This window comes from Collinsella sp. SGI.180 (assembly GCF_050313455.1).
Classification (GTDB): Bacteria; Actinomycetota; Coriobacteriia; order Coriobacteriales; family Coriobacteriaceae; genus Collinsella.
Genome location: NZ_JBNPLL010000001.1, coordinates 68719 through 92836, shown reverse-complemented (window position 1 = coordinate 92836; position 24118 = coordinate 68719). Strand labels below are relative to the sequence as shown.

Here is a 24118-nt window from a genome sequence, read left to right as displayed (position 1 = left end):
GCGCCCTTTCGTTTCACGTCACCTTGCCTCAAATGCGACCCGCTCGCTGTCGCTGCCAAAACATCGGCATTTCTTTGGTTGTCAAGAGATTGCCGTTCTGGCGGGTTTTCGCTGACTTCGCCAAAACATTGGCGTTGCCGTGGTTCAACCTGCCAAAAAGGGACAGGTTTATTTTGGCAGGTTTTATCTGGGCAAACGTTGTTGGTGCAATGGGGACTGCTTTATATGCACCAAGTTGGTGCAAAGTAGCCTGGCCCCTTTGCACCAATCAAAAAGTTGCGGTGAGATAGTTCTTGAATCGGCCTTTTTGGGCTAAACAGGAACTATTTCACCGCAGCTGAGTTGAGACGTTTTTTGGCAGCTGGTTTACTTGCTCGCGAACAGCCAGATCAGGACGATCACGAGGATTACGGCGACAATGCAGACGATTGCGCCGGTGAATTTAACGCGTGAGTCACGGGTGCGCTCGCGCACGTCGTTCTCGGCGGCTTCGAGCTGAGCCACTTCGCGCTCGGTTTCGGCACGCTCGTCCTTATCGCGAGCCAGGGAGCCCGCAAGCGATTCGGTGATCTCGGGATGGTTGTGCACCTCGGTCGCCTGCTCGATGATCGACTGCGCATGCGCGATGTCCGCCTGGGCATTGGCGATAGCCTGCTCTTGCTCTTGACGCGCTTTGTCCTCGGTGACGATCTTCTCGCGTAATTCGCGCTGGCGCGTTGCAGCGGCCGCCTTTGCGGTCTGCAGCTCGTCGCGCGCGGCATCGGCCTCGGCCGTCACGGCCTGATGGGCGCGCTTGGCGTCGGCGATGGGGGCTTGCGCCTGCTCGACGGCGTGCTCGGCGGCTGCGAGCGAGTGCTCAAGATCGGCGGTGATGCGCGGGACATCTTCCTCGGCTTTACGCAGGGCATCAGCCGTGTCGGAGATCTGCATCGAAAGCTCGCTGGTGCGCACCGTATAGTTGGCGGGATTTGCCGAGGGATTGCGCTGCAGTTCGGCATACTCGCGACGCAACGTTTCGAGTTGAGCACGCGTGGCGTCGACGGTTTGCTGCGCTGCGGCAACGCCGGCGTCGCGCTCGGCCTGTACCTTGTCGCGGATGCGCTTGGAATCCTCGAGACGTCGTACGAGGCGGTTACCGGTCTCGCGCGAGCTGGCTTCGCGCGCTTCGATGGCATCGAGCGCGGCTTTGAGACGCCGCTCGGTGGCGTCGTCCTCTTCTTTTATTTGTTCGAGCTGCGCTTTGAGCTCTGTTGTCTTGGCGGCATGGGTATCGCGGCCGATTTCTGCCGCCGCGGCGGCCTTTTGTGCCGTGTCGATAGCGTGGCGCTGCTCGGCGACGATTTGGTCGTAGCGGCCTGCGATATCCTGGCGCGTCTCGAGCTCCTCTCCTTGATCGGCGATGCGCTGATCAAGTTCGGCCAGGTGGGCACGAGCGTCCGCGAGCGCCTTCTTTGCGGCGTTCATCTCGCGCATGGCAGAGGCACCCTGGGCGATAAAAGTGCCTACGGCGTTTGCTGTATTTGAGACGGCGGTTCCCAGATCGCGGCTGGGTGCAGGGGCGTGTGGAGCGGTCGGGTGACCGGCGTCGGCCGTACCCGCATCGGGCGCCTGCGACGTGGCGATATTGCCGGTGCCACCCTCGATCACGGAAAAGCCGGCAGTGTGCGGGTCGACTGCATCTGCGCCAATTGTAGGGTGCTCGAGCTGTAAGAACGAAGGTACGGTGCTGCCTTGGTCGGCAACGGGGGTCTCGCCAGGCACGAAGGTCGATGCGGCCTCGGCGGCCTTCTCTTCTTCGGCGTCCACATCGGCGTCGGCCACGGCGTCTTTCATCGCTTTGACGGCATCCATCATGGAGTCCATGACGGCATCGAGCTCTTCTTCCGAAGATACCTCGATGGGTCCTGCCGCCTGTGACGCGGGGTCCGCGTCGGGCTCGGCGTCGTTCGACTCCGGTTGCTCGCCTTCGTCATGCTCGACAGTATCGCCTGTGTCTGTTGCCTTATCCGCACCGGCGTGCGCATCTTCGGCGGATGCATCGACGGAAGCGGCGACGCAGGTAGGAGTGCTGCAGTCGTCGGCGACGTCTGCGGAATCATCAATATGCTGCTGAGTCTGGGGGTCCAGCTCGTCTGTCATAGGCATGTGCTCCTCATCGTTGATTGTCACCCTATGATAAAGTCTCGCGCCGGCATCCCGCGCGCCGCAGCAAAGTTTCAAAACGTGTTCGATGGCTCGCTTGGATAGCAAAAATTTGGCCGCTCTATTCAGTTTGCGCTTGACATTCCCTTCTCCGAAAGACGTTATGCCGTTCACCTGCCACGGTCTTTATAATGGTTTGCGTATGAACCGCAACCAAGGAGTTCCAGTTTATGGACCAGAGCCTATTTAAATTCGACCTGATCGCCGAGGATCCGACGACGCATGCGCGTGCCGGCGTGCTGCACACTCCGCACGGCGACATCGAGACGCCGATCTTTATGCCCGTGGGCACCAAGGCAAACGTCAAGGGCATTCCTACCGAGACTGTCAAGCAGCTCGGCGCCCAGATCGTGCTCGCCAATACCTATCACCTGTCCATGCGTCCCGGCGAGGACACCATCGCCGAGTTGGGTGGTCTGCACAAGTTTATGAACTGGCATGGCCCCATCCTCACTGATTCCGGCGGTTTCCAGGTGTTCAGCCACAACGACGCCGTCAAGCTCACCGACGAGGGCGTGCGCTTTATCGTCAACGACTACGACGGCCGCCACGTGTTCTGGACGCCCGAGGACAACATGGAAATCGCCATGAAGCTCGGCTCCGACATCTGCATGCAGCTCGACCAGTGCCCGGGCTATCCCGCCACGCGCGCCTACGTTGAGCGCGCCGTTGAGCTGTCGAGCATGTGGGCCGAGCGCTGCTATAAAGCTCATACCCGCGACGACCAGGCGCTCTTTGGCATCGTTCAGGGTGGCATGCATCTGGACCTGCGCCTGCGTTCGCTGCGCCATCTGGAGGAGTGCGGTGACTTCCCCGGTTACGGCATTGGCGGCTACTCGGTGGGCGAGGACCACGAGACCATGTTTGAGACGCTGGCACCGCTCGCGAGCGAGTACATGCCCAAACATAAGCCGCGCTACCTGATGGGCGTCGGCAACCCGACGACGCTCGTGCGTGGTGTAGGCGTGGGCATCGACATGTTCGACTGCGTGCTGCCGACGCGCACCGGCCGCATGGGGACGGCGTTCTCGAGCGAGGGTCGCCTTAACTTCCGCAATGCCCGCTTTGCGCACGACGACGGCCCCATCGATCCCACCTGTACCTGCCCGGTGTGCACGGGCGGTTACAGCCGTGCGCTCATTCGCCACATGGTCACGCAGAAGGAGATGCTCGGCGGCATTTTGCTTTCGATGCACAACATCTACTACCTGCTCAACCTTATGCAGCGTGCCCGCCAGGCCATTATCGAGGGACGTTACGGTGCGTTCGTGAGCGACTGGATGAACAGCCCCGCGGCAGTGGATTACTAAGAGCTGCGGGTGTGCTTACGGGGGCGCTCGCGCGGTGTCGAGGCTACGTGCCAATCGACCGTGCGTAGCCGGCGCCGGGCATCGCATGCGTCGGCATCGCTTGCACGACCTCTGACCGATGCCTTGCAAGCGCTTGATGCATCGTGGGTACCATACCGAATGGTTGATGTTCGGGCGGGTGTTTGACGCATGGCGTCGACCCCGCCCGTTTCTATTTTCGATAGGAGTATCCCATGATTAAGAATGAGAACGTCGAGGGCGAGCCGGCCTACGACGAGACGTACCGACGCGGCCCCGTGGTTATGCGCGGCCCTATGATTCCTAAGGACAACACCTACGCCAACCTGCTGGCGCCCGAGGACTCGACTGACTGGTTGCACGCCGACCCGTGGCGTGTGCTGCGCATTCAGGCCGAGTTTGTCGATGGCTTCGGCGCGCTTGCCGAGCTCGGGCCCGCGGTGACCATCTTCGGCAGTGCCCGTACGCCCAAGACCGATCCGCTCTACAAGGCGGCGCGCACGGTCGGCCGCAAGATCGCGCAGCGCGGCGTGGCGGTTATCACCGGCGGTGGTCCTGGCATTATGGAGGCGGCCAACAGGGGAGCGGCGAGTGCCAACGGCAAGTCGGTCGGCTTGGGTATTGAGCTTCCGCACGAGCATGGGCTCAACAAATACGTGAACCTCGGCATGGACTTCCGTTACTTCTTTGTGCGCAAGACCATGTTTGTCAAATACAGCTCGGGCGCCATCGTGTTTCCCGGTGGTTTTGGTACGCTCGACGAGATGTTTGAGGTGCTCACGCTGGTGCAGACGCACAAGGTCAAGCGCATGCCGCTTGTTTTGGTGGGCAGCGAATACTGGCAGGGCCTGTTCGACTGGCTCAACGGCCCGGTGATGGATGCCGGCATGATCAGCCCACTCGATCCAGACCTCGTCCACATCACCGATGACCTCAACGAGGCCGTCGACATCGCCCTGAGCGGGCTGATGTAGGGTAGGTAAAATGGGACGGGGCTAAAATTGCTAGGTTCAATTGTTGAATAGTCAACAGTTTGAAGTGTCGGTGTGGAAATCTTCAACTGGGGAAGAGGGATGTCGATGGAGGCACTGGAGATATGCAAGCGGCCGGTCGTGCTGTTTGATTTTGACGGCACGGTGGCCGATACGGGCCGGGCGGTGATGACCTCGACGCGTAAAGCGCTGGCTGCGCGCGGGTTTTCTGAGGCGCAGATGGGTGACCTGCGCCGCATGATCGGGCCTCCGTTGTGGAAGAGCTTCCACGACTTTTACGGCTTCTCGCGCGAGGAGTCGCTTGTGGTGGCCGACGAGTACCGTGCCTTTTTTGATGAGCTGGGACCGGAAGAGTACCCCGTGTTCGATGGAATCCCCGAACTGCTCGATGGCCTGGCCGCCCAGGGGCATCACTTGGCCGTGGCGACGTCGCGCATGGAGGCAAAGTGCATCGACATGGTGGGCGAGCTGGGGCTTTCGCAGTTTGAGGCGGTGGTCGGTATGAATCCGCCGCAGGGGCGCGAGACCAAGGCCGATTCGGTTCGCGATGCCCTGGCGGCGCTCGGCGCGACGGCGGACGATGCCGTGATGATCGGCGACCGCTTTAACGATGTGGAGGGCGCGCACGCAAGGGGCGTGCCGTGCATTGGCATCTATTCGGGCGCGGCGGTGCCGGGCGAGCACGAGGCGGCGGGTGCCGATGCAGTGGTGCACTCGGTGGCCGAGCTTGCTAAACTTTTCGCCATCTAATGACGTTATGCGAGGGGCGGGTGTGGCCGTCGCTCATTGGTAAGGAGGTCGTCCATGAATCAGGTGGAACAGAGCGTTACCGAGTATGTCGACGAGATCTGGGAAGATGTCGTTGCCGATATCGAGCAGCTGGTGAGCTATCCGTCCGTGGCCGTTGCTGCCCATGCGGAGCCCGGTGCGCCGTTTGGCCGCCCGGTCCGTGATGCGCTCGATTGTGCGCTCGGCATTGCGCAAAAGCTCGGCTACCAGACGAGCGACGACGAGGGCTATGTGGGCATCGCCGACATTCCCGGCCGCGGCGATAAGCAGCTTGCGACCATCTGCCATGTGGATGTGGTGCCCGCCGGTCCCGGTTGGAACACCGACCCGTTTGCGATGGAGCGCCGCGAGGGCTGGCTGCTCGGTCGTGGCGTGATCGACGACAAGGGCCCGGCCGTGTTGTCGCTCTACGCCGGTGCCTACCTGATCAAGCACGGCATTGTGCCGCGCTATACCTTCCGCGCGCTGCTGGGCTGCGATGAGGAAGTGGGCATGTCCGACGTTCACCATTATCTGGAGAACCACGCAGACCCCGACTTTTTGTTTACGCCCGATGCCGAGTTCCCGGTCTGCAATGCCGAGAAGGGCCAGTTTGGGGCGACGTTTGTGAGCTCCAAGATTGACGGCGGGCGCATCGTATCATGGAGCGGTGCCGAGGCGAGCAACGCCATTCCGTCGCAGTCTATCTGCGAGCTCGCGATTGCCGCCGATGAGCTGCCGGCGCCCGTTGAGAACGCCGACCGCCTGGAGATCACGGCGCTCGATAACGGGCATGCGCGGATTTTCGCCCACGGTATTGGCGGTCACGCTTCGATGCCCGAGGGAACGATCAATGCCGTCGGCCTCATCGTGGCGTATCTGCGCGAGGCCGAGGACGCGTTTGGTGCACGCGACGAGCGACTGCTGACGCCCGCCGAGCACGAGTTTGTCAAGTTTCTGACCTTTGTACATGCGGATGCCTATGGCCACGGCCTGGGTATCGACGCGACGAGCCCGGCGTTTGGCCCGCTCACGTGCAACCCCGGTGTTATCCGTGTGATGGATGGCCATATTGAGCAGGTCATCGACGTACGTTTCCCCGACAGCACGAGCGCCGATACCATCTGCGAGCAGCTCGAGCCGCTCGTGGGCCGCTTTGGCGTGACGTGCCGCGTGGGTCGTGCAAAGGTGCCGTTCTCGGTGTCCGCCGACGATCCGGCCGTGAAGGCGCTTATTGATACCTATAACGAGTTTACGGGCAAGCATGCCGAGCCCTTTGCCATGGGCGGCGGCACGTACGCACGCAACTTTGCCCGCGCCGTGTCGTTTGGCCCCGAGGAAACCGGCCTGGAGCTGCCCGCATGGGGCGGCCAGATGCACGGCCCCAACGAGTGCGCCAACGAGGAACAGCTCAAGCAGGCGCTCAAGATCTACATCGTGGCGATTTTGCGCTTGAATGAGCTGGAGCTTTAAGGTTACGCGGTTTCCTAATCTAAGTTGCGATGGAATAGTTCCTAGAATGGGCCATTTGATGGCCAAGCAGGAACTATTGCACCGCAACTTTGTTTTTATTGGTGTAAAAGGCGGGCCATGCTTGGGGGCGGGTTTGTTATTCGTCTGTAAAGCCGAGTCGCGCTTGCGGTAAGGGTCTATCAAATGCCCGTAAGAAACCGCAGTTGGCGCGGGCACCGCCCGATCGAGGCTGTATCTTTCCAAACAGCAAAGCGGGCAGGGTGCCCGCGAGTCGCATGTATGAAAGGAAGATCATGCTCGATCAGGCTTATTCTCGTCGTCAGTTCCTCGGCCTCGCTGGTGGTCTTGCCAGCTTCGTGGGCCTCGGCCTCGTTGGTTGCGGCGGCGCAGGCGCTTCCAACGCCGCCGACAAGGGCAGCGCCGCTGCCGAGTCCGTCTCCGGCGAGGTGACCTACGACGGCGCCTCCTCGTTCCAGGCTCTCGTCGAGGCCGCTGCCGAGAAGTTCATGGACGCCAACCCGGACGTCTCCGTCTCTGGCTCGGGCAACGGTTCGGGCAAGGGCCTGACCGCCGTTGCCGCCGGTACCGTCACCATCGGTAACTCCGACGTCTTCGCCGAGACCAAGCTCGAGGCCGACCAGGTCAAGAACCTCGTCGACCACGAGGTCGCCGTCGTGGGCATGGGTCCCGTCGTCTCCAAGAACGTGAAGGTCGACGACTTGTCCCTCGAGCAGCTCAAGGGTATCTTCTCCGGCCAGATCACCAACTGGAAGGAGGTCGGCGGCGACGACGCCAAGATCGTCGTTCTCAACCGCAAGGCCGGCTCCGGCACCCGCGCCACCTTCGAGGCCGCCGTCTTTGGTGACGAGGCCGTCGACTTTAAGGGCGACGCCGAGCTCGACAAGTCCGGCGACGTCCAGACTCAGATGGCCAGCACCGACAACGCCATCTCCTACCTCGACTTCTCGCACTTCGACGACTCCAAGTTCAACGCCATCAAGGTTGAGGGCGTGGAGCCCAAGAGCGCAAACGTCACCGACGACTCCTTTAAGATCTGGGCGACCGAGCACATGTACTGCGCAAAGGACGCCGACGATGCCACCAAGGCCTTCCTGGAGTTCATGCTTTCCGACGACGTCCAGGGCAAGCTTGTCGAGGAGCAGGGCTTTATCCCCGTCTCTGCCATGAAGGTCGTCAAGGACGCCAGCGGCAAGGTCTCCGCTAAATAAGTAATCGCCCCGGAAAGGTTTGCAATGGCAAAACAGCTGCCAAAGCGCGACCTTGAGAACGTGGGCCTGGGCGTCACGGGCGCGTGCGTAGCGCTCGTGACGCTTGTCGTTGCCGCGCTCATCTTTATGGTCGCCCAAAAGGGCCTCTCGGCTTTTCTCAAGGACGGCGTTTCGGTCGTCGAGTTCTTTACCGGCACCAAGTGGGACCTGGCCAACACGGCCAAAAACGGCCTGCCCTATACCGGCGCCCTGCCCCTGATCGTCACCTCGTTTGCGGTCATGGTGCTCTCCACGCTTATCGCGCTGCCCATCGCCATCGGCTCTGCTATCTTTGCGGTCGAGATTAGCCCTAAGTTTGGCTCCAAGGTGTTTCAGCCGCTTATTGAGCTTTTGACCGGCATTCCCTCGGTCGTCTTTGGCCTGGTCGGCTTTCACGTGGTCGTCGGTCTTATGAAGAGCGTTTTCCACGTGAGCACGGGCCTGGGCATCTTGCCCGGCGCCATTGTGCTGGCCGTCATGATCTTGCCGACGATGACTACCCTTTCGGTCGATGGCCTGCGTGCCGTGCCCGATAGCTACCGTCAGGGTTCGCTCGCGCTGGGCTACACCCGCTGGCAGACCATCTGGCACGTGGTGCTCAAATCCGCCATGCCGTCGCTCATGACCGCGGTCATCCTTGGCATGACCCGCGCCTTTGGCGAGACGCTCGCCGTGCGCATGGTTATCGGCGGCATCGAGGCCATGCCGACGTCGCTGCTGTCGCCGGCCTCCACCATCACCACCACGCTCACCACGTCCATGGCGGTCTATACCGAGGGCTCGGCCCAAGACGACGTCCTGTGGGCGCTCGGTCTGCTGCTGATGGGCATGAGCCTCATCTTTATCCTGATCATCCACCTTATCGGCCGCAAGGGGGCGAAGGCTCGTGGCTAGCACGCGCATTCATATCGACGAGGCGAGACTCGGGCGCGTCCAAAAGCAGGACCGCATCGCCACGGGCGTGCTGACGGCAATCGTCGCCATCGTCATGCTCATCGTCGTCTCCATGGTGGCCTATATTCTGTTCGAGGGCATCTCGACGCTGTTCCAGCCGGGATTTCTCACGCAGCCCGCGCGCGCCAACGGAACCCAGGGCGGCGTGCTCTACCAGCTGTTCGACTCGTTCTATCTGCTGCTGATCACCTTAAGTATCTCGGTGCCCATCAGCTTGGGCGGCGCGGTTTTCCTGGTTGAGTACGCGCCGGACGGCCCCATCCGCGACATCGCCTCCACCGCCATCGAGACGCTGTCCTCGCTGCCTTCCATCGTCGTCGGCATGTTCGGCTTTCTGGTGTTCTCGGTGCAGCTGGGCTGGAAGTACTCCATCATCTCCGGCGCCGTCGCGCTCACCATGTTCAACATCCCCATCCTGGTGCGCGTGATCCAGCAGGCGCTCGAGGACGTGCCGCAGGCCCAGCGCGATGCGTGCCTGGCTATGGGCCTCACCCGCTGGGAGGCCACGCTGCACATCCTGATCCCCGAGGCCATGCCCGCTATCGTGACCGGTATCGTGCTTTCGGCCGGCCGTGTGTTTGGCGAGGCCGCAGCACTGCTCTTTACCTCGGGCATGAGCTCGCCGGTTCGCCTGAACTTCTTGAGCTTTAACCTGTCGAGTCCCACGTGCGCCTGGAACGTGTTCCGCCCCGGCGAGTCGCTCGCCGTGCACATCTATAAGATCTATGGCGAGGGCAGCCCCGAGGCACAGCAGATTGTTTGGGGCACCGCGGCACTGCTGATGATCTGCGTGCTGCTGTTTAACGTAGTCGCCCGTATCGTGGGCAAGCAACTGGCAAGGAGGATGACGGCCGAATGAGCGAGATAAATGCAACGCCCGCAACCGAGGCGGCCGCGTCCGAGACCCAGGACTTTTTGTTGAGCGTGGGGGAGAGCGAGAAGCGCGTGCGCGTAAGCGGCAAAGCCGTGAGCGACGAGGTCGTGCTTTCCACCAAGGACGTCAACGTTTACTATGGCGACCACCATGCGCTGCACGATACGTCGCTCGACTTTCACAAGGGCGAGATCACGGCGCTCATCGGGCCTTCGGGCTGCGGTAAGTCGACCTTTTTGCGCAGCCTCAACCTTATGAATCGCGAGATTCGCGGCTGCCGCGTGGAGGGCGAGATCAACTATCGCGGGCGCAACGTGAACACCAAGACCGAGAACACCTACGAGCTGCGTCGATCCATTGGCATGGTGTTCCAGCAGCCCAACCCCTTTCGCAAGTCTATTCGCGACAACATCACGTTTGCGCCCAAACGCCACGGCATTACTGACCGCGACGAGCTCGATCGCATGGTCGAGGAAAGCCTGCGCGGCGCGGCGCTGTGGGACGAGGTCAAGGACAAGCTCGACAAGAGCGCCTACGCGCTTTCGGGCGGCCAGCAGCAACGCCTGTGCATTGCGCGCACGCTGGCGCTCAATCCCGATGTGATTCTGTTTGACGAGCCCTGCTCGGCGCTCGACCCCATCTCGACACTGGCAATCGAGGACCTGATGTCATCGATTGTTGCCGACCGCGCCATCGTCATCGTGACGCACAACATGGAGCAGGCGTCGCGCGTGTCCAACCGCACGGCGTTTTTCTACATGGGCGATATGGTCGAGTACGACGAGACCGACGAGATTTTCCAACGGCCCAAGGATAAGCGGCTGAATGATTACCTCACCGGCATGTTCTCCTAGTCCGGGACATGCTTGAGGCCCGCGGCGGCCATGCTTGCCGCGGGACTGATTGGAGAGGCGGGTCATCTCTTACGGGAGATGGCCCGCCTTTTTGCTCTGCGACCGAAACGACCACCACAAAGGGGGCAGGCACCTTCGTGGTGGTTTGGGGTGGGGCTCGCTGCTATCATGGACAACGTTGAATTTCTACGAAGGAGCAGGGCATATGGCGATTCTTTTGGGATGCGATTCCGTCAGCCTAGAGTTTCCCACCAAGCATATTTTCGATAGCGTGACGCTCGGCGTGGACGAGGGCGACCGCATTGGCATCGTCGGTAAAAACGGCGACGGCAAGTCGACACTGCTGAGTGTGCTCGCCGGTACGCTGGAGCCCGACGACGGCCGCGTGACGCATCGCCGCGACACCACGATCGGATTGCTCGGCCAAAAGGACAACCTGGTCGATACCGACACCGTGCATCATGCCGTCGTCGGCGACACGCCCGAGTACGAATGGGCGTCGAGCCCGCGTACGCGCCAGATCCTGGCCGGCCTTATTAGCGATGTGCCCTGGGAGGGCACGGTGGGCGAGCTTTCGGGCGGTCAGCGCCGCCGCGTGGACCTCGCGCGCCTGCTGATCGGCGACTACGATGTGCTCATGCTCGACGAGCCCACCAACCACCTGGACATGCGCACCATCAACTGGCTCGCGCGCCACTTAAAGGCCCGCTGGCAGCGCGGCCAGGGCGCCATGCTCGTGGTCACGCACGACCGTTGGTTCTTGGACGAGGTCTGCACCAGCATGTGGGAGGTCCACGACGGCCAGGTCGACCCCTTTGAGGGCGGCTACTCCGCATATATCCTACAGCGCGTAGAGCGCGACCGCATGGCCGCCGTTACCGAGGAGCGCCGTCGCAACATGGCACGCAAGGAGCTCGCGTGGCTGAGCCGCGGCGCACAGGCGCGCTCCACCAAGCCCAAGTTTCGTGTGGAGGCCGCTCGCGAGCTCATCGCCGACGTACCGCCCGTGCGCGACGAGCTGGAGCTCAAGCGCCTGGCGGTGAGTCGCCTGGGCAAGCAGGTTATCGACGTGGTCGACGTGGACGCCGGCTATGCCGATACCGACGGCGCGCCCAAGCAAGTGCTCTCCGACGTGACCTGGCTCATTGGCGCGGGCGACCGCTATGGTCTTTTGGGCGAGAACGGCGCCGGCAAGTCCACACTGCTCGATGTGATTCAGGGCAAGATCGCGCCCCTGCGCGGCCGCGTGAAGATTGGCCAGACGGTGCGCTTTGGCGTGCTGTCGCAGCAGCTCGAGGAGCTCGAGCCCTACATGGGCGACACGATCCGCGAGGTGCTCAGCAACTACAAGAAGTACTACGTTATCGATGGCAAGGAGACCTCGCCCGAGAAGCTCTGCGAGCGTCTGGGCTTTACGACGCAGCAGCTCTGGAGTCGTATCGGCGATCTTTCGGGCGGACAGCGCCGTCGCCTGTCGCTGCTGCTGACGATCCTGGACGAGCCCAATGTGCTCATCCTGGACGAGCCCGGCAACGACCTGGATACCGACATGCTGGCGATTGTCGAGGACCTGCTCGACGGCTGGCCCGGCACGCTGATTCTGGTAACGCATGACCGCTTTTTGATGGAGCGCGTGACCGACCAGCAGTGGGCGCTGCTCGACGGCCACCTGACGCACATGCCCGGCGGCGTCGACCAGTACCTGCGCCTGTGCAACGCCACCGCCGAGGGCGAGCCCGTGGGTGCGCCGAGCGCCAAGACCGGCACGTTTGACACCGGTGCCGCGGCAGCTGCGGCCGAAAAACCCAAGGCGAGCGGTCAGCCCAATGGCCTTTCCAACGCCGAGCGCCAGAAGCTCCGCCGCGAGGTGAGCTCGCTCGAGCGCAAGATGGAGACGCAGCGCGCTCGCGTGGAGGAGGCCGAGGCCGCGATGGCTCAGGTCGACCCCACCAACTACACGGCGCTGGGCGAGCAGCAGGCAAAGATCGACGAGGCTCACGCCGCTATGGACGAGCTGGAGATGGCGTGGCTCGAGGCGAGCGAGAAGCTCGAGGGCGAGGAGTAGACGAGGATGATCAAAGCCGCGTTTTTCGATATCGACGGTACGCTACTGAGCTTTAAGACGCACCGGATTCCGGCGTCGGCGCAGCAAGTGCTCGACAGCTTTCACGAGCAGGGGATTGCGTGCGTAATCGCCACGGGCCGTCCGACCTACCAGATGCCCGATTGGCTGTTCGATCTTGGTTGGGATGCGTACATTACGCTTTCGGGCCAGCACTGCTTTGATGCCGAGGGCGTCTACCGCAGCTGCCCGATTGATCCGGAGGACGTTGCGGTGATTGTGGACCAGGTGGCGCAGGGGCGCTATGACTCACTGTGCATGCAGGGCGAGAACTCGTTTGTGAACCGCCTGTCCGAGCGCGTGGTGACGGCCGGTAACAACGCGGGAATCGTCTACCACGAGGAGCCGTTTGAGCACGCCTTCGATGCGCCGGTTTACCAGTTTTGCGCCTTTGTGGATCCGGCCGACGAGCATATCGTGACCGACGCCGTGTCGCATTCGCTCACCACGCGCTGGTGCGACCTGTTCTGCGACATTATTCCGGCCAATGGCGGCAAGGACCTGGGTGTGGCGGCGACGCTGGAGCGCCTGGGCATCGACGCGAGCGAGGCGATCGCCTTTGGCGATGGCGAGAACGACCTGTCGATGTTTGCCGCCGTGGGTACGAGCGTGGCCATGGGCAACGCGCAAGACACGGTAAAGGCTGCGGCGAGCTACGTGACGACCGCCGTGGACGACGACGGAATTTACAACGCCGCAAAGCACTTTGGGCTGCTATAGCTGCGGCTCGGCACTTGGGGACGTTCCTTTTCTGCCGGCAGTTGGGGACGCCCCTTGCGCGTTGTGTGCCGCATCGCCCGGCCGGACAGCCACGCATGCTACAGGTTCTTGACACCCATCGCGCGCATGGCGTTCAGGATGGCGATGATCGCCACGCCCACGTCGCCGAACACGGCGAGCCACATGTTGGCGATGCCGAGCGCCGCGAGCACCAGAATCAGCAACTTAATGCCCAGTGCAAAGATGATGTTCTGCCAAACAATCGTCATGGTCTTGCGAGCCACGCGGATCGCGCGGGAAATGTTGGACGGCTTGTCGTCCATCAGCACAACGTCCGCTGCCTCGATTGCGGCGTCGGAGCCCATGGCGCCCATGGCAATGCCCACATCGGCACGGGTGAGCACGGGCGCATCGTTGATACCGTCGCCCACAAAGGCGAGCTTGCCCTTGCCCGATTCGGTCGCCAGCAATGCCTCGACGCGCTCGACCTTGTCACCTGGCAGAAGCTGCGCGTGAAACTCATCGACTCCCAGCTGATTGGCCACGGCGGCGGCCACTTCCTCGCGGTCTCCCGTGAGCATGACGGTGCGCTTGACGCCGGCAGCGTGCAGCTCGCGAATCGTTTGCTCGGCATCGGCTTTGACGGTGTCGGCAATTACGATGTGACCGGCATAGACGTCATCGACCAGCACATGGAGGATAGTGCCGACGACTTCGCAATCGGGCGCTTCGATGCCGGCAGCGGCGAGCATCTTGGCGTTGCCGACGACGACGTGCTTGCCGTCGATGTTCGCCGTCACGCCATGGCCCGCGTCGTTGGTGGAGTCGCATACACGCTTGGGGTCGAGTTGGCCCTGGAAGGCGGCGCGCACCGACTGCGCGATGGGGTGGTCGGAGAACGACTCGGCGAGGGCTGCGACTTCAAGCAGCGATTGCTCGGTATAGCCGCCCTCGGGGTGCACCGCGACGACCGAGAACGTGCCGTTGGTGAGCGTGCCGGTTTTGTCGAAGACGACGGTATCCACATCGGCGAGCGCCTCGAGGTAGTTGGAGCCTTTGATGAGAACTCCCAGCTTGGACGCGCCACCGATGCCGCCAAAGAAGCTCAGCGGCACGCTAATCACGAGTGCGCACGGGCAGCTGACGACGAGGAAGGTCAGGCCGCGCAGGATCCAATCGGACCAAGCACCGGTCACTAGGCCGCCGCCGAGCGCGAGCACCGCTGCCGCGCCGGTGACGGCGGGCGTGTAGACGCGGGCGAACCGTGTGATGAAGTTTTCGGTGCGTGCCTTCTTTTCGCTGGCATTCTCCACGAGCTCCAGGACGCGCGCGACGGTGGACTCGCCAAAGGGTTTGGTGGTGCGTACGCGGATAAGACCCGTCATGTTGATGCAGCCGCTGATGATATCGTCGCCGGTCTTGGCGGTACGGGGGACCGACTCGCCGGTGAGGGCGGCGGTGTCGAGCTGGGTCTCGCCATCGACGATAACGCCGTCGATGGGCACGCGCTCGCCGGGCTTGATGACAATGACGGTGCCGACGGCGATGTCATCGGGAACGACCTGCTCGAGCGTGCCGTCAGCCTGCTCAACGTTGGCGTAATCGGGCGCGATGTCCATCATGGCGCTGATCGATTTGCGACTCTTGCCCACGGCATAGGCCTGGAACAGCTCGCCGACCTGGTAGAACAACATAACGGCGGCGCCTTCGGCCATGTGCGGATCGGTATCGGGGAAGAGCACCATGGCAAACGCGCCGATGGTCGCGACAGCCATGAGGAAGCTCTCGTCGAACGCCTTGCCGCGGCGGATGTTGCTGAATGCCTTTTGGAGCACGTCGTAGCCGGCAATCAAAAACGGCACGAGGAACAGCACAAAGCTGGCGTAGATGTTGCCGGGCTCTCCAAATGCGATAGTGAGGGCACCGAGCTCATCGAGGGCGTACACCACGACAAAAATACCCAGTGCTACCAGGATGCGGTTGCGTTTATGCTCGAGTGACTCTTTTTTCTTGCGCTTCTTCTTTTTCTTCTTGGGGTCGGCGGTGGCCATGACTCGTATCCTCCCATTTGAATGTATGAACACTCGCTCATGTAATTTCGCGAGCAAAGGCCGCGGCAAGCGCGGCCTTGCGTATCAGCGTATGCGCAGGCTAGAGAATGATCTCGCAGTCCGGCTCAGCGTCGGCGGTGAACTCCACGACGCGATCAAGGACCTCGTCGAACTCAGCGTCGTCGGCTTCGAGCGTCAGCTTCTGAGTCATAAAGTTGACCGAAACGGACTTGACGCCCTCGAGCTTAGCCAACTCGTCCTGAAGCTCACGCGCGCAGTTGGCGCAGTCGATCTCGTCGAGCTTGAACTGCTTTTTCATGATGGGTTCCTTTCCCTGTATTTGCGGCTTGGGTGCAGACCGCGCTGGTACCGTGGTTGGTCGCTATTCGCAGATGTGGCTCATGCCTTGGTTGAGCATGGTGTAGACATGATCGTCGGCGAGCGAGTAGAGGATGTTGCGCCCGTCGCGCCGGAATTTAACCAGGTGCGACTGTTTGAGCGTGCGCAGCTGGTGCGACACCGCGGACTGCGAGGTCGCAGTCGCCTCGGCGATGTCTGCCACGCAGAGTTCGCGGCCCATGAGAGCGTAGAGGATCTTGATACGCGTGGTGTCGCTGAAAACCTTGAACAAGTCGGCAAGGTCGTACAGCAGCTCCTCGTCGGGAAGGTCCTCGGGCGAGCAAGTGGTGGGGATGTCGGGCACGATGGTGGTGTCGATATCGGTCCTTATTTCATCGGCGTGTTCGCTCATTGCAATATCCTTTCATATGAACATGTGCTCATATAACTTACTTCCGAGTATATGAGCGCATGTTCATATGTCAATATAATTTGCGAAATTTTTTGCTGTCGATTGGCCCCAGAGGCGGCTAAGGGCATTGTGGACGCGGTTAAGGCCGCCGATGCCAACGTGGGTATCCCGGCGACGTGCAAAAATGGGAGTTTTCAGCATCGACGAGGGGTTATTTATTGCATGATACAGCGTCGTTTGCCGCCACAGGGCTTTACTGGAGTGCAAATGGCAATAGATATTCCCCAGCTGTTGCCTAAATTACATCGAAAACAGCGGCTTCGGTGCAAAATGGGGCAATTCGGCCGGCCTCGGATACTCGGCTCTGCTGAAAACTCCCGTTTTTGCACGTCGCCGGGGTACCCACCCTGTCAGTCCGCCTCTGTTCTGGCCCCGTACACCCTGCCTTCGGGTGTGGAGGTGCTTGTTTGGGCGAATTCCGGGCAATCCAGCTCGATGACTTGCATGTCGTCGATGGCCGGGACATTGTTGATCGTCGGGTCGTCCAGCGAGATGCCCTCGAGCACTGCGCGCTCGAGCTCAAGTGCATTACCCTGCGCTGCGTCTTGACGGAGGAGCTCCTCAATACGCTTCTTTTCCTCGATAAATCTCCTGAGCACAAATTGTCGCAGCTCTTCTTGCTTGATTGCGAAATCTTTGGGCAGGCGCGATGGGCGAATGCCCTCCTTTCGCTGGATTGCCTCCATAACCCTGGCGAAGGCGCTGGCGTGCATAAAGGAATAGCGACTGACGGTAATGATTCCGTAGCCCATGGACGCCAGCGCGTTCTTGCGCTCTTCGTCAATGGCGCGGTCTTCTTCGGCATCGTGCTGAAATCCGTTGTATTCGATGTCGGTTCGGGACCGCTTGAGATATGCATCCATATAGAACTTTTCGCGCCGCGTGAGATTCTTTGCGGCAGCTGTGACCTTTACTTCGTAGTCGGTCTCGATCTCGCTAATGCCAAGACCGCCCTCGCGCCTGGGTAGCGTGAGCATCATGACAAATGCCGTTTCCATCGGCGATCGGCATCCGTCCCGCACGCATTGGATGGCTTTTCGGGCAAGTTCGAGGCCCTTGCAGTCGATGAGGGAGTTAAAGAAATGTTTAAGGCTCGAAGTCGAGGTGAGCGCGAAGCGCTCGGTATAGGATGTCGAGGCATCGTGCCCAAGGGAATAGGCTCCACACAGTTCGAAGTAGTACTCCACAAGTTCTCGAAAGGGAAGATAGGTTGCGGCCTGAAGCGCACAGAGTTCGACGCCGACAATATAGATGTCGTCGGCAAGCTTGATAAAGCGCGAGCCCGCGAATCGCTTGGATGATACGTGGCACTTGCAGCCCGTCATGCTGCGCACGTTTGCGCGCTCGAACACCGTTGTATCGAGCGGGGCATCGTTATCCAGAGCGACGTTGTGCCTGGCGAGCCAGTCGGCGGCAGAGTCGAGCAGATCCTTGCTGGGGCGCGCCCCGTAGATCTTGGCAGGGCTGCAGGGCTCGGTGCCAATTGCGGATACCGAGTATGCGGCTTGGTAGACCGCTTTTGCCGTGTTATGTGAAAGCACGATACTCATACAGATAGCATGGCAGACCAGGCGGCGGGGTTCGCAATGAATGCCAAGGCAAAATGTCGCGGCATAACAAAAGCTGTCCAAGCGCTTGACGCCAATGATGGAGAAAGATGCTATTTGGAGCATTGTCGCAGCTCGCTGGCTACGCAGACCTCCACAACTGATGCTGATCAGCATTGTTTTGATGCAAAGGCGGCGTCAACAAAAATGTGCAATTTGGCTTGAACATGCGCAGATGAAGTTCTTGGTTGTGCGGCGGCTAGACATCGGGGGCTGGAGGGCCGCGTTGTACGGCGCGAAAAACGGGCCGATATCCGCTTGGACATCGGCCCGTATTGCGTCGCTTGAGAGGAGCGCCTCGGCGTGTCGCTTTTGCGCGGGGCGCTATGGTCCGGCAAGTGTTGCTCGCGAATGGCGCCTCTGCTTGGCAATCTACTTGGCAAACAGGTTCTTGAGGTTGAACTCGGCCTGCACCGTCCGGAGCATGAGGTCGGTGTCGTCGAGGCCCAGGTGCTGCTCGTTGGCGTCGGGCGCGAGGGTGCCGCGACGGCGTGCCCAGTTCTCGAGTGCGGCGGGTGCGGACTCGCGGGGGAGCGAGCGCACGTCGGCGTCCAGGCTGCGGCAGATCTGGCGCGAGTCGATGACGATAATCTTGCCGGCTCGGCGCGCCTCGGCATAGCCGTCCAGATGGATTTTGAACCAGCTGTCCTCAAAGGCGGCGTTGTGCGCCATGTACGGGTATTTCTTCATGAGCTTGAGCAGCTGCTTTTGCAGCTCCTTGTTCTCGCGGAAGGGCATTTTGCCGTCGATGTCGTCCCAGGTGATGTGATGGATATTCGACAGCGGCACATCTTCGCCGCGGTAGATATCGGGCAGGCCGCAGTAGTGTGCCTCGGCGTCGTGCGGGACGGCGTCGCTGGTGAGCTCCATGATCTCCCAGCCCACGTTGATGATGTAGCCGCGCTCGGGTGCACGGCCGGTGGTCTCGATGTCGATGCCGAGCACCGTGCCCTGGATGGGCTTGCGGGCGTACGCCACACCGAGCGCATCGCGGTCGCCGCGGATCTCGCGCATGACGGACGCGGCGGTGCGCTTTTGCATCTTGCCGATGCCGGCGCAGGTATCGGCGTCGGACAGGCCGCGCGAAAGCGTCGCGGGCGTCACGTTGCGCAGGCGCGCCTCGCCAATCTGGTCGCATAGGTCGCGGTTGCGGTCGGCCAGGTCGCGCACGGTGGCAAAGTCGAAGCCAGGGTCGCCCTCGGCGGTAAAGTACTCGGTCTCGAGCACCTTGAGGGCCTCTTCGCCTTTTTGACGCTCGGACTCCATGGCGGCGTGATCGCCATAGATGAACATGGGGATAAACGGCTGGCGCTCGTATTCGAGTGCTTGCGAAACGTTCATATACTGCTCCTTGGACGGGCCGCGTCGTGCGGCTCGGGGTCATTGAGATGTGGCGAGATGATAGTTTACCACATGCAACTATTGGCATCACGCCTAGGACAACTACAATACCCTAGTTGACCGCTAGGACTTTTACAATGCTGCCGAAAGACACGAAAGGTTCCATCCGTCATGGATTTGCTGATTGATATTTTGCTCGACGCCGGCAAGGACACGCTCTCGCTGGTGCCGTTCTTGTTGGTGACATATCTGGCCCTCGAGACGCTGGAGCATGTGGCGGGCGATCGCGTCAACGGCGCCATCAAGCGTGCCGGCGCCGCTGGCCCCGTGGTTGGCTCGTTACTGGGCATGGTGCCGCAGTGTGGCTTTTCGGCGATGGCGGCAACGCTGTACGCCGGTCGCGTCGTGACGTTGGGCACCCTGGTGGCGGTGTTTCTCTCGACCTCCGACGAGATGCTGCCACTGCTGCTTGCCGAGCAGGTTCCCGTGCAGACTATGGCGATGCTTTTGGCTTCGAAGGCGCTGATCGCGCTGGTCACGGGCTTTATCGTGGATGCCGCCATTCGCGGCCTGCGTCGCAACGCCCGTGCTCATGCGGCGATCCGCCGTACCGTGTTGGGAACCGCTGCCAATCCGGCGCACGTTAACTGCGCGCATGACGATCACAGCGGCGGTGACATCATCGACGAGGTGGCCGAGGCGGGCGTGAGCGCCGACCACATCCATGAGCTGTGCGAGCGTGACCATTGCGGTTGTGATGAAGACGAGGACGAGCGTGACCACGGACATGGCCACGACCACGGACACGAGGGCGAGCACGAACACCACCACAGCCACGGTCACTCCCACTCACACAACGGCGCGCCCGTCCTGTCGATTATCCGCAGCGCGATTTCGCACACCGTACAGGTTTCGGTATTCATTTTCCTGGTGACGCTGATTCTGGTCGCCGTGCTCGAGACCTTCGGCGAGTCCGCGATCGAGCAGTTCCTGCGCGGCAACGAGACGCTCGCCGTCCTGGGTTCGGCGCTTGTCGGCCTCATTCCCAACTGCTCGGCGAGCGTGGCCATTACGCAGCTGTATCTGGAAGGCGCGCTGCAGCTGGCACCGATGCTCGCCGGTACGCTCATTTCTGCCGGCGTGGGTTACCTGGTGCTGTTCCGCACCAACCGCAGCGCTCGCGAAAACGCTGTGTTCCTGGTCATGATGTACGTCATCGGCGCCGGCTGGGGCCTTATCCTTTCCGCCTTTGGCCTCTAAGTAGATGTTTGAGGTATCCCGTAAAAACTGGGGCAGGCCTCAAACATCTACCGCCATGACCGGCGTTGGATGCGCGCCAATCGCCAAAACAAAAAGGTAGATTTTTAGGCATGTCCCAAAAATCTACCTTGGTTAGCGCAGCAGGTCGGTGAGGTTGCGCTTAAAGCGGGCGCGGTCTTCGCTGGTGAAGGCTGCCGGTCCACGGGTGCGACCGCCGGCGCGGCGTACTTTCTTTTCTTCGTGACGAATAAACAGCTGCATATCGATGGTGGCTTTGTCGTACACGCGCCCGCGCACGCCGATGGCGGCGGCATCGCGACCGAGCACCATGCTCGCCAGGCCAATGTCCTGTGTCACGACCACGTCGCCCGCCTGCAGGCGTTCGACAATGGCAAAGTCGGCGCTATCGGCGCCTACGCTCACGTCGAGCGTTGTGACCCAAAAGCCACGTCGCGCGTGCTCGGCATCGCGCGGGTCGTCACGGCGAATGTGCCGCTCCAGGTTTTGCGTGCTGTTGCCGGCGACAACCACGGCAACACCCGCCCGTCGCGCGCAGTCGATCGACTCACGCGTGACCGGGCAGGCGTCGGCATCAATAAACAGCGTTCGCGGCATCTAGTGCACCAGCTTGCCAAAGCGGATAGCACGAATAACCAGCGTCACGCCAAACACCAGGAGTGCAGCGCCGGTAAAGATGACGAGCATCTTTGCCGACCACAGCGGGTAGATGAACACGAACACGCCGGCGATGATGGAGAGCGCGCCGCTCAGGATGGCGAGGGCGCGGTTGGAAGAAAGCTCGGACTCCAGAATCGACATGATGCCCTCGACAATCCAGCCAAAGCCGGCCACGACCACCACAAGCGTGCTGAGCGTCGCGGTCGAAAGCGCCTGGTTGCGCAGGATCACCACGCCGCCCAAGATGATGAGCAGGTTGGCGAGGATGCTCGTGACGCGCCAGCCGGCGGGCAGCAGCGGCTCAAAAATGGCGGTGAACAGCCTGACGCCAGCCGTGATCACAAAGTAGAAGCCCAGTACGGTCGTCAAAAAGACGAGGGTCTTAGCGGGTGCAAACAGCAGCGCGATGCCGGCGATGAGTGCGATGACACCCGTGGCGGCGTAGATCCAGCGCACGGCTTTAATCGCCTTGCCTGCCATGCTTTTCTCGTCAAATCCAAACAGACTCGATTGCTGGTCGTCATTCTTAAAGATGCCCATGAGGCCTCCTTTCTGTGCGGCGTAAGCCGCGATCGTTACAACCAGTATCGCCTAAAGGCGCTGGCGTATGGGCCGGGGAGGGCGAAACGCAACTCAAAGGCCCCGATTTGTTTTCGTTGTTCCCCACGTTGCGATTTTCTATTCAACAGGTGTAGAACATTGCAGCTCTGTTCGTTATTGCCTGCGTTTTAGGTTAGATTTTCCTAAGAACAATTGGCTTTTTGGGGGTCCCTATGAACGAAGCAGTTCCCGTGGTGCCGTTGAGCGCCGAGTCGATGGCAAAGCAGGGTTGCGAAAAGCTTGGCTTGGATGCGTTTGATGCGCTGGTCCGTCGCGCCCGCACATGCCGCCGTTTTGACGAGTCCATGCGCGTGCCGCGCGAGTTTTTGCTCGAGCTGGCAGAGCTGGCGCACCTGGTCCCCTGTGGCGCCAATGCTCAGCGCTTGCGTTTTCATGTGGTGAGCGGTGCCGAGGACTGCGCTCGCGTGTTTGACGAGCTTGCATGGGCCGGGGCGCTCAAGGACTGGCCGGGTCCTGTCGAGGGCGAGCGTCCGACCGGCTACATTGCAATTCTTGCCGAGCGCACCGTTCCCGGCAAACCCGCCGCGCCTATCACCGAGGTCGACACGGGCATCGCGGCTCAGACGATGATGCTCGCCGCGCGCAGCGCAACGCCCGAGGTGGCGGCTTGCATGTTCAAGGCCTTTACGCCCCGCTCGATCGATGCGATGGGGCTCGATAACGACAAGTACGAGCTCAAGCTGATCATGGCTTTTGGTGTGCCGGCCGAGACCCAGGTTATCGACGCGATCGATTCCAACCCCGACGGTTCAATTAATTACTGGCGCGACGAGGCGCAGGTGCATCACGTGCCCAAGCGTCCGCTTGCCGACGTGCTGGTGTAGTTGCGTCGTTGCGGCGCGATCCGGCGGCAAACCACCATAAAGGTGCCTGTCCCCTTTGTGGTGGTGCGAGGGGAGGGCGTGTGTCCAATCTGTATTTGGTTCGGCATGGGCAGACCGAGCTTAACGTGCAGAACATTTTGCAGGGCTGGCAAGACTCGCCGCTCACGGAGCGCGGGCGCGAGCAGGCACTGGCGACGCGCGCGGCGTTTGAGGCGCGCGGCATCTCCTTTGACCACGCGTATTCGTCTCCGTTGGGTCGGGCGCGCCACACGGCCGAGCTGATCGTTGGCGAGGATCTTCCCATAGAGCCGGTCGATGATTTGCGCGAGTGGCGCCTGGGCACGCTGGAGGGCACATCAAATCGCGATATGCCGCCGAAGCCCTGGGGCGATTATCCGGTGGCCTTTGGTGGCGAGTCGGAAGGCGAGCTTCGGGCGCGCATGGTCGCGGCGCTGTCCCGTATTATGGCCCGACCGCAGCACGATCGTGTGCTTGCGGTCTCTCATGGCTCTGCCTGCCAGGAGTTTCTTAGATGCGTGACCGGCGGGGGGGAGCAGCCCGACAACGGTGCCGTGCTTCATTTTGGCTATTGCGACGGGGCGTTTTCGCTCCTTGATTGGTAACGAACGAAAGGACCCCTATGAACAAAGATCTGTATCTGGTCCGTCATGGACAGACAATATTCAACCTTAAACGCATTATTCAGGGATGGAGCGATTCGCCGCTCACGCAGTTGGGCTGCGAGCAGGCGGCGCGTGCCGGCATGTTCTTGCGTGCGCGTGGCGTTGAGCCCGATCACGCCTACACCTCGACGCTGCACCGCACCGAGCAGACTATCGCCAGCCTGTGGCCGGGCCTTGCCTACGAGCGTCTGGATGGCCTGCGCGAGTGGTTCTTTGGCGACTTTGAGGCCGAGCGCGTGATGCTGATGCCCGAGCGTCCGTGGCGTGACTTTTATCGTCAGTTTGGCGGTGAGGGCCAGATGCAGGTACGCGAGCGCATGGTGACGACGTTGACCGATCTTATGCGACGCCCGGACCATTCGTGCGTGCTCGCGGTGAGCCATGCCTCGGCCATCAAGGAGTTTTTGGATCACTCTAGGGGAGCGGCGGCCGACGAGCGCGAGCGCGTGCCGGGCAACTGCTCGGTTCTGCATTTTGCGTTTGACGATGCAACCGATACGTTTGAACTGGTCGAAGTCTTTACGCAGGAAGATTACGCGCGTGAGCTGGGGCTAGAGCCGCTCGTGGCGGCAGCGGGCCCGCAGCGCGGGTAGCGCGGGCGCGGCGATGCGGGTCGCCGGCGTAATTGTTTGATGCGAAAGGGGCGGGGATGCATGCGCATGTATCCCCGCCCCTTGCTTGTTGAGA

General features: G+C 61.4%; 22 protein-coding genes. 14 read left to right on the top strand and 8 right to left on the bottom strand.

Features of this window, described 5'->3' with window-relative positions; genetic code table 11:
• Window positions 1-366: 366 nt before the first annotated feature.
• Complete coding sequence (locus tag ACQRAP_RS00375) at window positions 367-2139, bottom strand: hypothetical protein (protein WP_427794616.1); 1773 nt, start codon at window positions 2137-2139, stop codon at window positions 367-369.
• Between the two features lie 233 nt (window positions 2140-2372).
• Here ACQRAP_RS00375 and tgt point away from each other — a divergent pair, with 233 nt between their 5' ends.
• From tgt to ACQRAP_RS00325, 10 genes are all read left to right on the top strand, one after another.
• Complete coding sequence (gene tgt, locus ACQRAP_RS00370) at window positions 2373-3512, top strand: tRNA guanosine(34) transglycosylase Tgt (RefSeq protein WP_195622157.1); 1140 nt, start codon at window positions 2373-2375, stop codon at window positions 3510-3512.
• A 233-nt stretch (window positions 3513-3745) separates the two neighbouring features.
• Window positions 3746-4504: a TIGR00730 family Rossman fold protein gene (locus ACQRAP_RS00365; RefSeq protein ID WP_427719574.1), complete on the top strand. Its 759-nt coding sequence runs from the start codon at window positions 3746-3748 to the stop codon at window positions 4502-4504.
• Window positions 4505-4609: 105 nt separating this feature from the next.
• Window positions 4610-5272: an HAD hydrolase-like protein gene (locus ACQRAP_RS00360; protein ID WP_427747422.1), complete on the top strand. Its 663-nt coding sequence runs from the start codon at window positions 4610-4612 to the stop codon at window positions 5270-5272.
• Between the two features lie 54 nt (window positions 5273-5326).
• On the top strand, window positions 5327-6763 hold the full coding sequence (locus ACQRAP_RS00355) for a M20 family metallopeptidase (RefSeq protein WP_427794615.1): 1437 nt from the start codon (window positions 5327-5329) through the stop codon (window positions 6761-6763).
• A 275-nt stretch (window positions 6764-7038) separates the two neighbouring features.
• A complete protein-coding gene (locus tag ACQRAP_RS00350) occupies window positions 7039-7992 on the top strand; it encodes a phosphate ABC transporter substrate-binding protein (RefSeq protein ID WP_427794614.1) in 954 nt (317 codons plus the stop codon).
• 24 nt (window positions 7993-8016) lie between these two features.
• On the top strand, window positions 8017-8925 hold the full coding sequence (gene pstC / locus ACQRAP_RS00345) for a phosphate ABC transporter permease subunit PstC (RefSeq protein WP_427747424.1): 909 nt from the start codon (window positions 8017-8019) through the stop codon (window positions 8923-8925).
• Window positions 8918-9844, top strand: coding sequence for a phosphate ABC transporter permease PstA (gene pstA / locus ACQRAP_RS00340; RefSeq protein ID WP_427794613.1), 927 nt, complete (start codon window positions 8918-8920; stop codon window positions 9842-9844). Before pstC ends, pstA begins: the two co-directional genes overlap by 8 nt.
• Window positions 9841-10713, top strand: coding sequence for a phosphate ABC transporter ATP-binding protein PstB (pstB, locus tag ACQRAP_RS00335; RefSeq protein ID WP_427747426.1), 873 nt, complete (start codon window positions 9841-9843; stop codon window positions 10711-10713). The genes pstA and pstB overlap by 4 nt, the downstream gene beginning before the upstream one ends.
• A gap of 205 nt (window positions 10714-10918) precedes the next feature.
• Entirely contained in the window at window positions 10919-12778 is a 1860-nt protein-coding gene (locus ACQRAP_RS00330; RefSeq protein WP_427794612.1) for an ABC-F family ATP-binding cassette domain-containing protein, read from the top strand.
• A gap of 6 nt (window positions 12779-12784) precedes the next feature.
• Window positions 12785-13555, top strand: a complete 771-nt coding sequence (locus ACQRAP_RS00325; RefSeq protein ID WP_427794611.1) for a Cof-type HAD-IIB family hydrolase — start codon at window positions 12785-12787, stop codon at window positions 13553-13555.
• Window positions 13556-13653: 98 nt separating this feature from the next.
• Here ACQRAP_RS00325 and ACQRAP_RS00320 read toward each other — a convergent pair whose 3' ends face one another.
• The 5 genes from ACQRAP_RS00320 to ACQRAP_RS00300 form a co-directional block, all read right to left on the bottom strand.
• The gene (locus ACQRAP_RS00320) at window positions 13654-15606 is read right to left on the bottom strand and encodes a heavy metal translocating P-type ATPase (RefSeq protein WP_427794610.1); all 1953 of its coding nucleotides are present in this window, start codon (window positions 15604-15606) and stop codon (window positions 13654-13656) included.
• A 100-nt stretch (window positions 15607-15706) separates the two neighbouring features.
• Window positions 15707-15925, bottom strand: a complete 219-nt coding sequence (locus ACQRAP_RS00315; RefSeq protein WP_117583778.1) for a cation transporter — start codon at window positions 15923-15925, stop codon at window positions 15707-15709.
• Between the two features lie 63 nt (window positions 15926-15988).
• Window positions 15989-16357 (bottom strand): ArsR/SmtB family transcription factor, encoded by a 369-nt coding sequence (locus ACQRAP_RS00310; protein WP_117794534.1) that lies wholly within the window; start codon window positions 16355-16357, stop codon window positions 15989-15991.
• Between the two features lie 410 nt (window positions 16358-16767).
• Window positions 16768-17967 carry a hypothetical protein gene (locus tag ACQRAP_RS00305; protein ID WP_427794609.1) on the bottom strand — a complete coding sequence of 400 codons (1200 nt, stop codon included), beginning with the start codon at window positions 17965-17967 and terminating at the stop codon, window positions 16768-16770.
• A 429-nt stretch (window positions 17968-18396) separates the two neighbouring features.
• Entirely contained in the window at window positions 18397-19365 is a 969-nt protein-coding gene (locus ACQRAP_RS00300) for a 3'-5' exonuclease (protein ID WP_427794608.1), read from the bottom strand.
• A 171-nt stretch (window positions 19366-19536) separates the two neighbouring features.
• On the opposite strand from ACQRAP_RS00300, the gene ACQRAP_RS00295 reads away from it, so the two are divergent.
• Window positions 19537-20625, top strand: coding sequence for a putative manganese transporter (locus tag ACQRAP_RS00295; RefSeq protein WP_427794607.1), 1089 nt, complete (start codon window positions 19537-19539; stop codon window positions 20623-20625).
• Window positions 20626-20757: 132 nt separating this feature from the next.
• Here ACQRAP_RS00295 and ACQRAP_RS00290 read toward each other — a convergent pair whose 3' ends face one another.
• Both ACQRAP_RS00290 and ACQRAP_RS00285 read right to left on the bottom strand, forming a co-directional pair.
• Window positions 20758-21240 carry a YaiI/YqxD family protein gene (locus ACQRAP_RS00290; protein ID WP_427794606.1) on the bottom strand — a complete coding sequence of 161 codons (483 nt, stop codon included), beginning with the start codon at window positions 21238-21240 and terminating at the stop codon, window positions 20758-20760.
• A complete protein-coding gene (locus tag ACQRAP_RS00285; RefSeq protein ID WP_118099399.1) occupies window positions 21241-21843 on the bottom strand; it encodes an HdeD family acid-resistance protein in 603 nt (200 codons plus the stop codon).
• Window positions 21844-22076: 233 nt separating this feature from the next.
• Between ACQRAP_RS00285 and ACQRAP_RS00280 the strand changes: the two genes are divergently transcribed.
• The 3 genes from ACQRAP_RS00280 to ACQRAP_RS00270 all read left to right on the top strand — a co-directional run bounded on the left by ACQRAP_RS00280 (window position 22077) and on the right by ACQRAP_RS00270 (window position 24024).
• The gene (locus ACQRAP_RS00280) at window positions 22077-22748 is read left to right on the top strand and encodes a nitroreductase family protein (protein ID WP_427794605.1); all 672 of its coding nucleotides are present in this window, start codon (window positions 22077-22079) and stop codon (window positions 22746-22748) included.
• A gap of 80 nt (window positions 22749-22828) precedes the next feature.
• Window positions 22829-23371 (top strand): histidine phosphatase family protein, encoded by a 543-nt coding sequence (locus tag ACQRAP_RS00275; RefSeq protein ID WP_427794604.1) that lies wholly within the window; start codon window positions 22829-22831, stop codon window positions 23369-23371.
• Between the two features lie 17 nt (window positions 23372-23388).
• Complete coding sequence (locus ACQRAP_RS00270; RefSeq protein WP_427794603.1) at window positions 23389-24024, top strand: histidine phosphatase family protein; 636 nt, start codon at window positions 23389-23391, stop codon at window positions 24022-24024.
• The last annotated feature ends 94 nt before the right edge of the window (window positions 24025-24118 follow it).

Bases quoted from the DNA above. Each gene is read 5' to 3' on its own strand.
- ACQRAP_RS00315 (WP_117583778.1), bottom strand. From the start codon at position 15,925: ATGAAAAAGCAGTTCAAGCTCGACGAGATCGACTGCGCCAACTGCGCG.
- ACQRAP_RS00325 (WP_427794611.1), top strand. From the start codon at position 12,785: ATGATCAAAGCCGCGTTTTTCGATATCGACGGTACGCTACTGAGCTTT.
- ACQRAP_RS00300 (WP_427794608.1), bottom strand. From the start codon at position 19,365: ATGAACGTTTCGCAAGCACTCGAATACGAGCGCCAGCCGTTTATCCCC.
- ACQRAP_RS00375 (WP_427794616.1), bottom strand. From the start codon at position 2,139: ATGACAGACGAGCTGGACCCCCAGACTCAGCAGCATATTGATGATTCC.
- ACQRAP_RS00355 (WP_427794615.1), top strand. From the start codon at position 5,327: ATGAATCAGGTGGAACAGAGCGTTACCGAGTATGTCGACGAGATCTGG.
- pstC (WP_427747424.1), top strand. From the start codon at position 8,017: ATGGCAAAACAGCTGCCAAAGCGCGACCTTGAGAACGTGGGCCTGGGC.
- ACQRAP_RS00280 (WP_427794605.1), top strand. From the start codon at position 22,077: ATGAACGAAGCAGTTCCCGTGGTGCCGTTGAGCGCCGAGTCGATGGCA.
- ACQRAP_RS00350 (WP_427794614.1), top strand. From the start codon at position 7,039: ATGTATGAAAGGAAGATCATGCTCGATCAGGCTTATTCTCGTCGTCAG.
- ACQRAP_RS00270 (WP_427794603.1), top strand. From the start codon at position 23,389: ATGAACAAAGATCTGTATCTGGTCCGTCATGGACAGACAATATTCAAC.
- ACQRAP_RS00290 (WP_427794606.1), bottom strand. From the start codon at position 21,240: ATGCCGCGAACGCTGTTTATTGATGCCGACGCCTGCCCGGTCACGCGT.
- ACQRAP_RS00295 (WP_427794607.1), top strand. From the start codon at position 19,537: ATGGATTTGCTGATTGATATTTTGCTCGACGCCGGCAAGGACACGCTC.
- ACQRAP_RS00285 (WP_118099399.1), bottom strand. From the start codon at position 21,843: ATGGGCATCTTTAAGAATGACGACCAGCAATCGAGTCTGTTTGGATTT.
- ACQRAP_RS00310 (WP_117794534.1), bottom strand. From the start codon at position 16,357: ATGAGCGAACACGCCGATGAAATAAGGACCGATATCGACACCACCATC.
- ACQRAP_RS00330 (WP_427794612.1), top strand. From the start codon at position 10,919: ATGGCGATTCTTTTGGGATGCGATTCCGTCAGCCTAGAGTTTCCCACC.
- ACQRAP_RS00365 (WP_427719574.1), top strand. From the start codon at position 3,746: ATGATTAAGAATGAGAACGTCGAGGGCGAGCCGGCCTACGACGAGACG.
- ACQRAP_RS00320 (WP_427794610.1), bottom strand. From the start codon at position 15,606: ATGGCCACCGCCGACCCCAAGAAGAAAAAGAAGAAGCGCAAGAAAAAA.
- pstB (WP_427747426.1), top strand. From the start codon at position 9,841: ATGAGCGAGATAAATGCAACGCCCGCAACCGAGGCGGCCGCGTCCGAG.
- tgt (WP_195622157.1), top strand. From the start codon at position 2,373: ATGGACCAGAGCCTATTTAAATTCGACCTGATCGCCGAGGATCCGACG.
- ACQRAP_RS00360 (WP_427747422.1), top strand. From the start codon at position 4,610: ATGGAGGCACTGGAGATATGCAAGCGGCCGGTCGTGCTGTTTGATTTT.
- ACQRAP_RS00305 (WP_427794609.1), bottom strand. From the start codon at position 17,967: ATGAGTATCGTGCTTTCACATAACACGGCAAAAGCGGTCTACCAAGCC.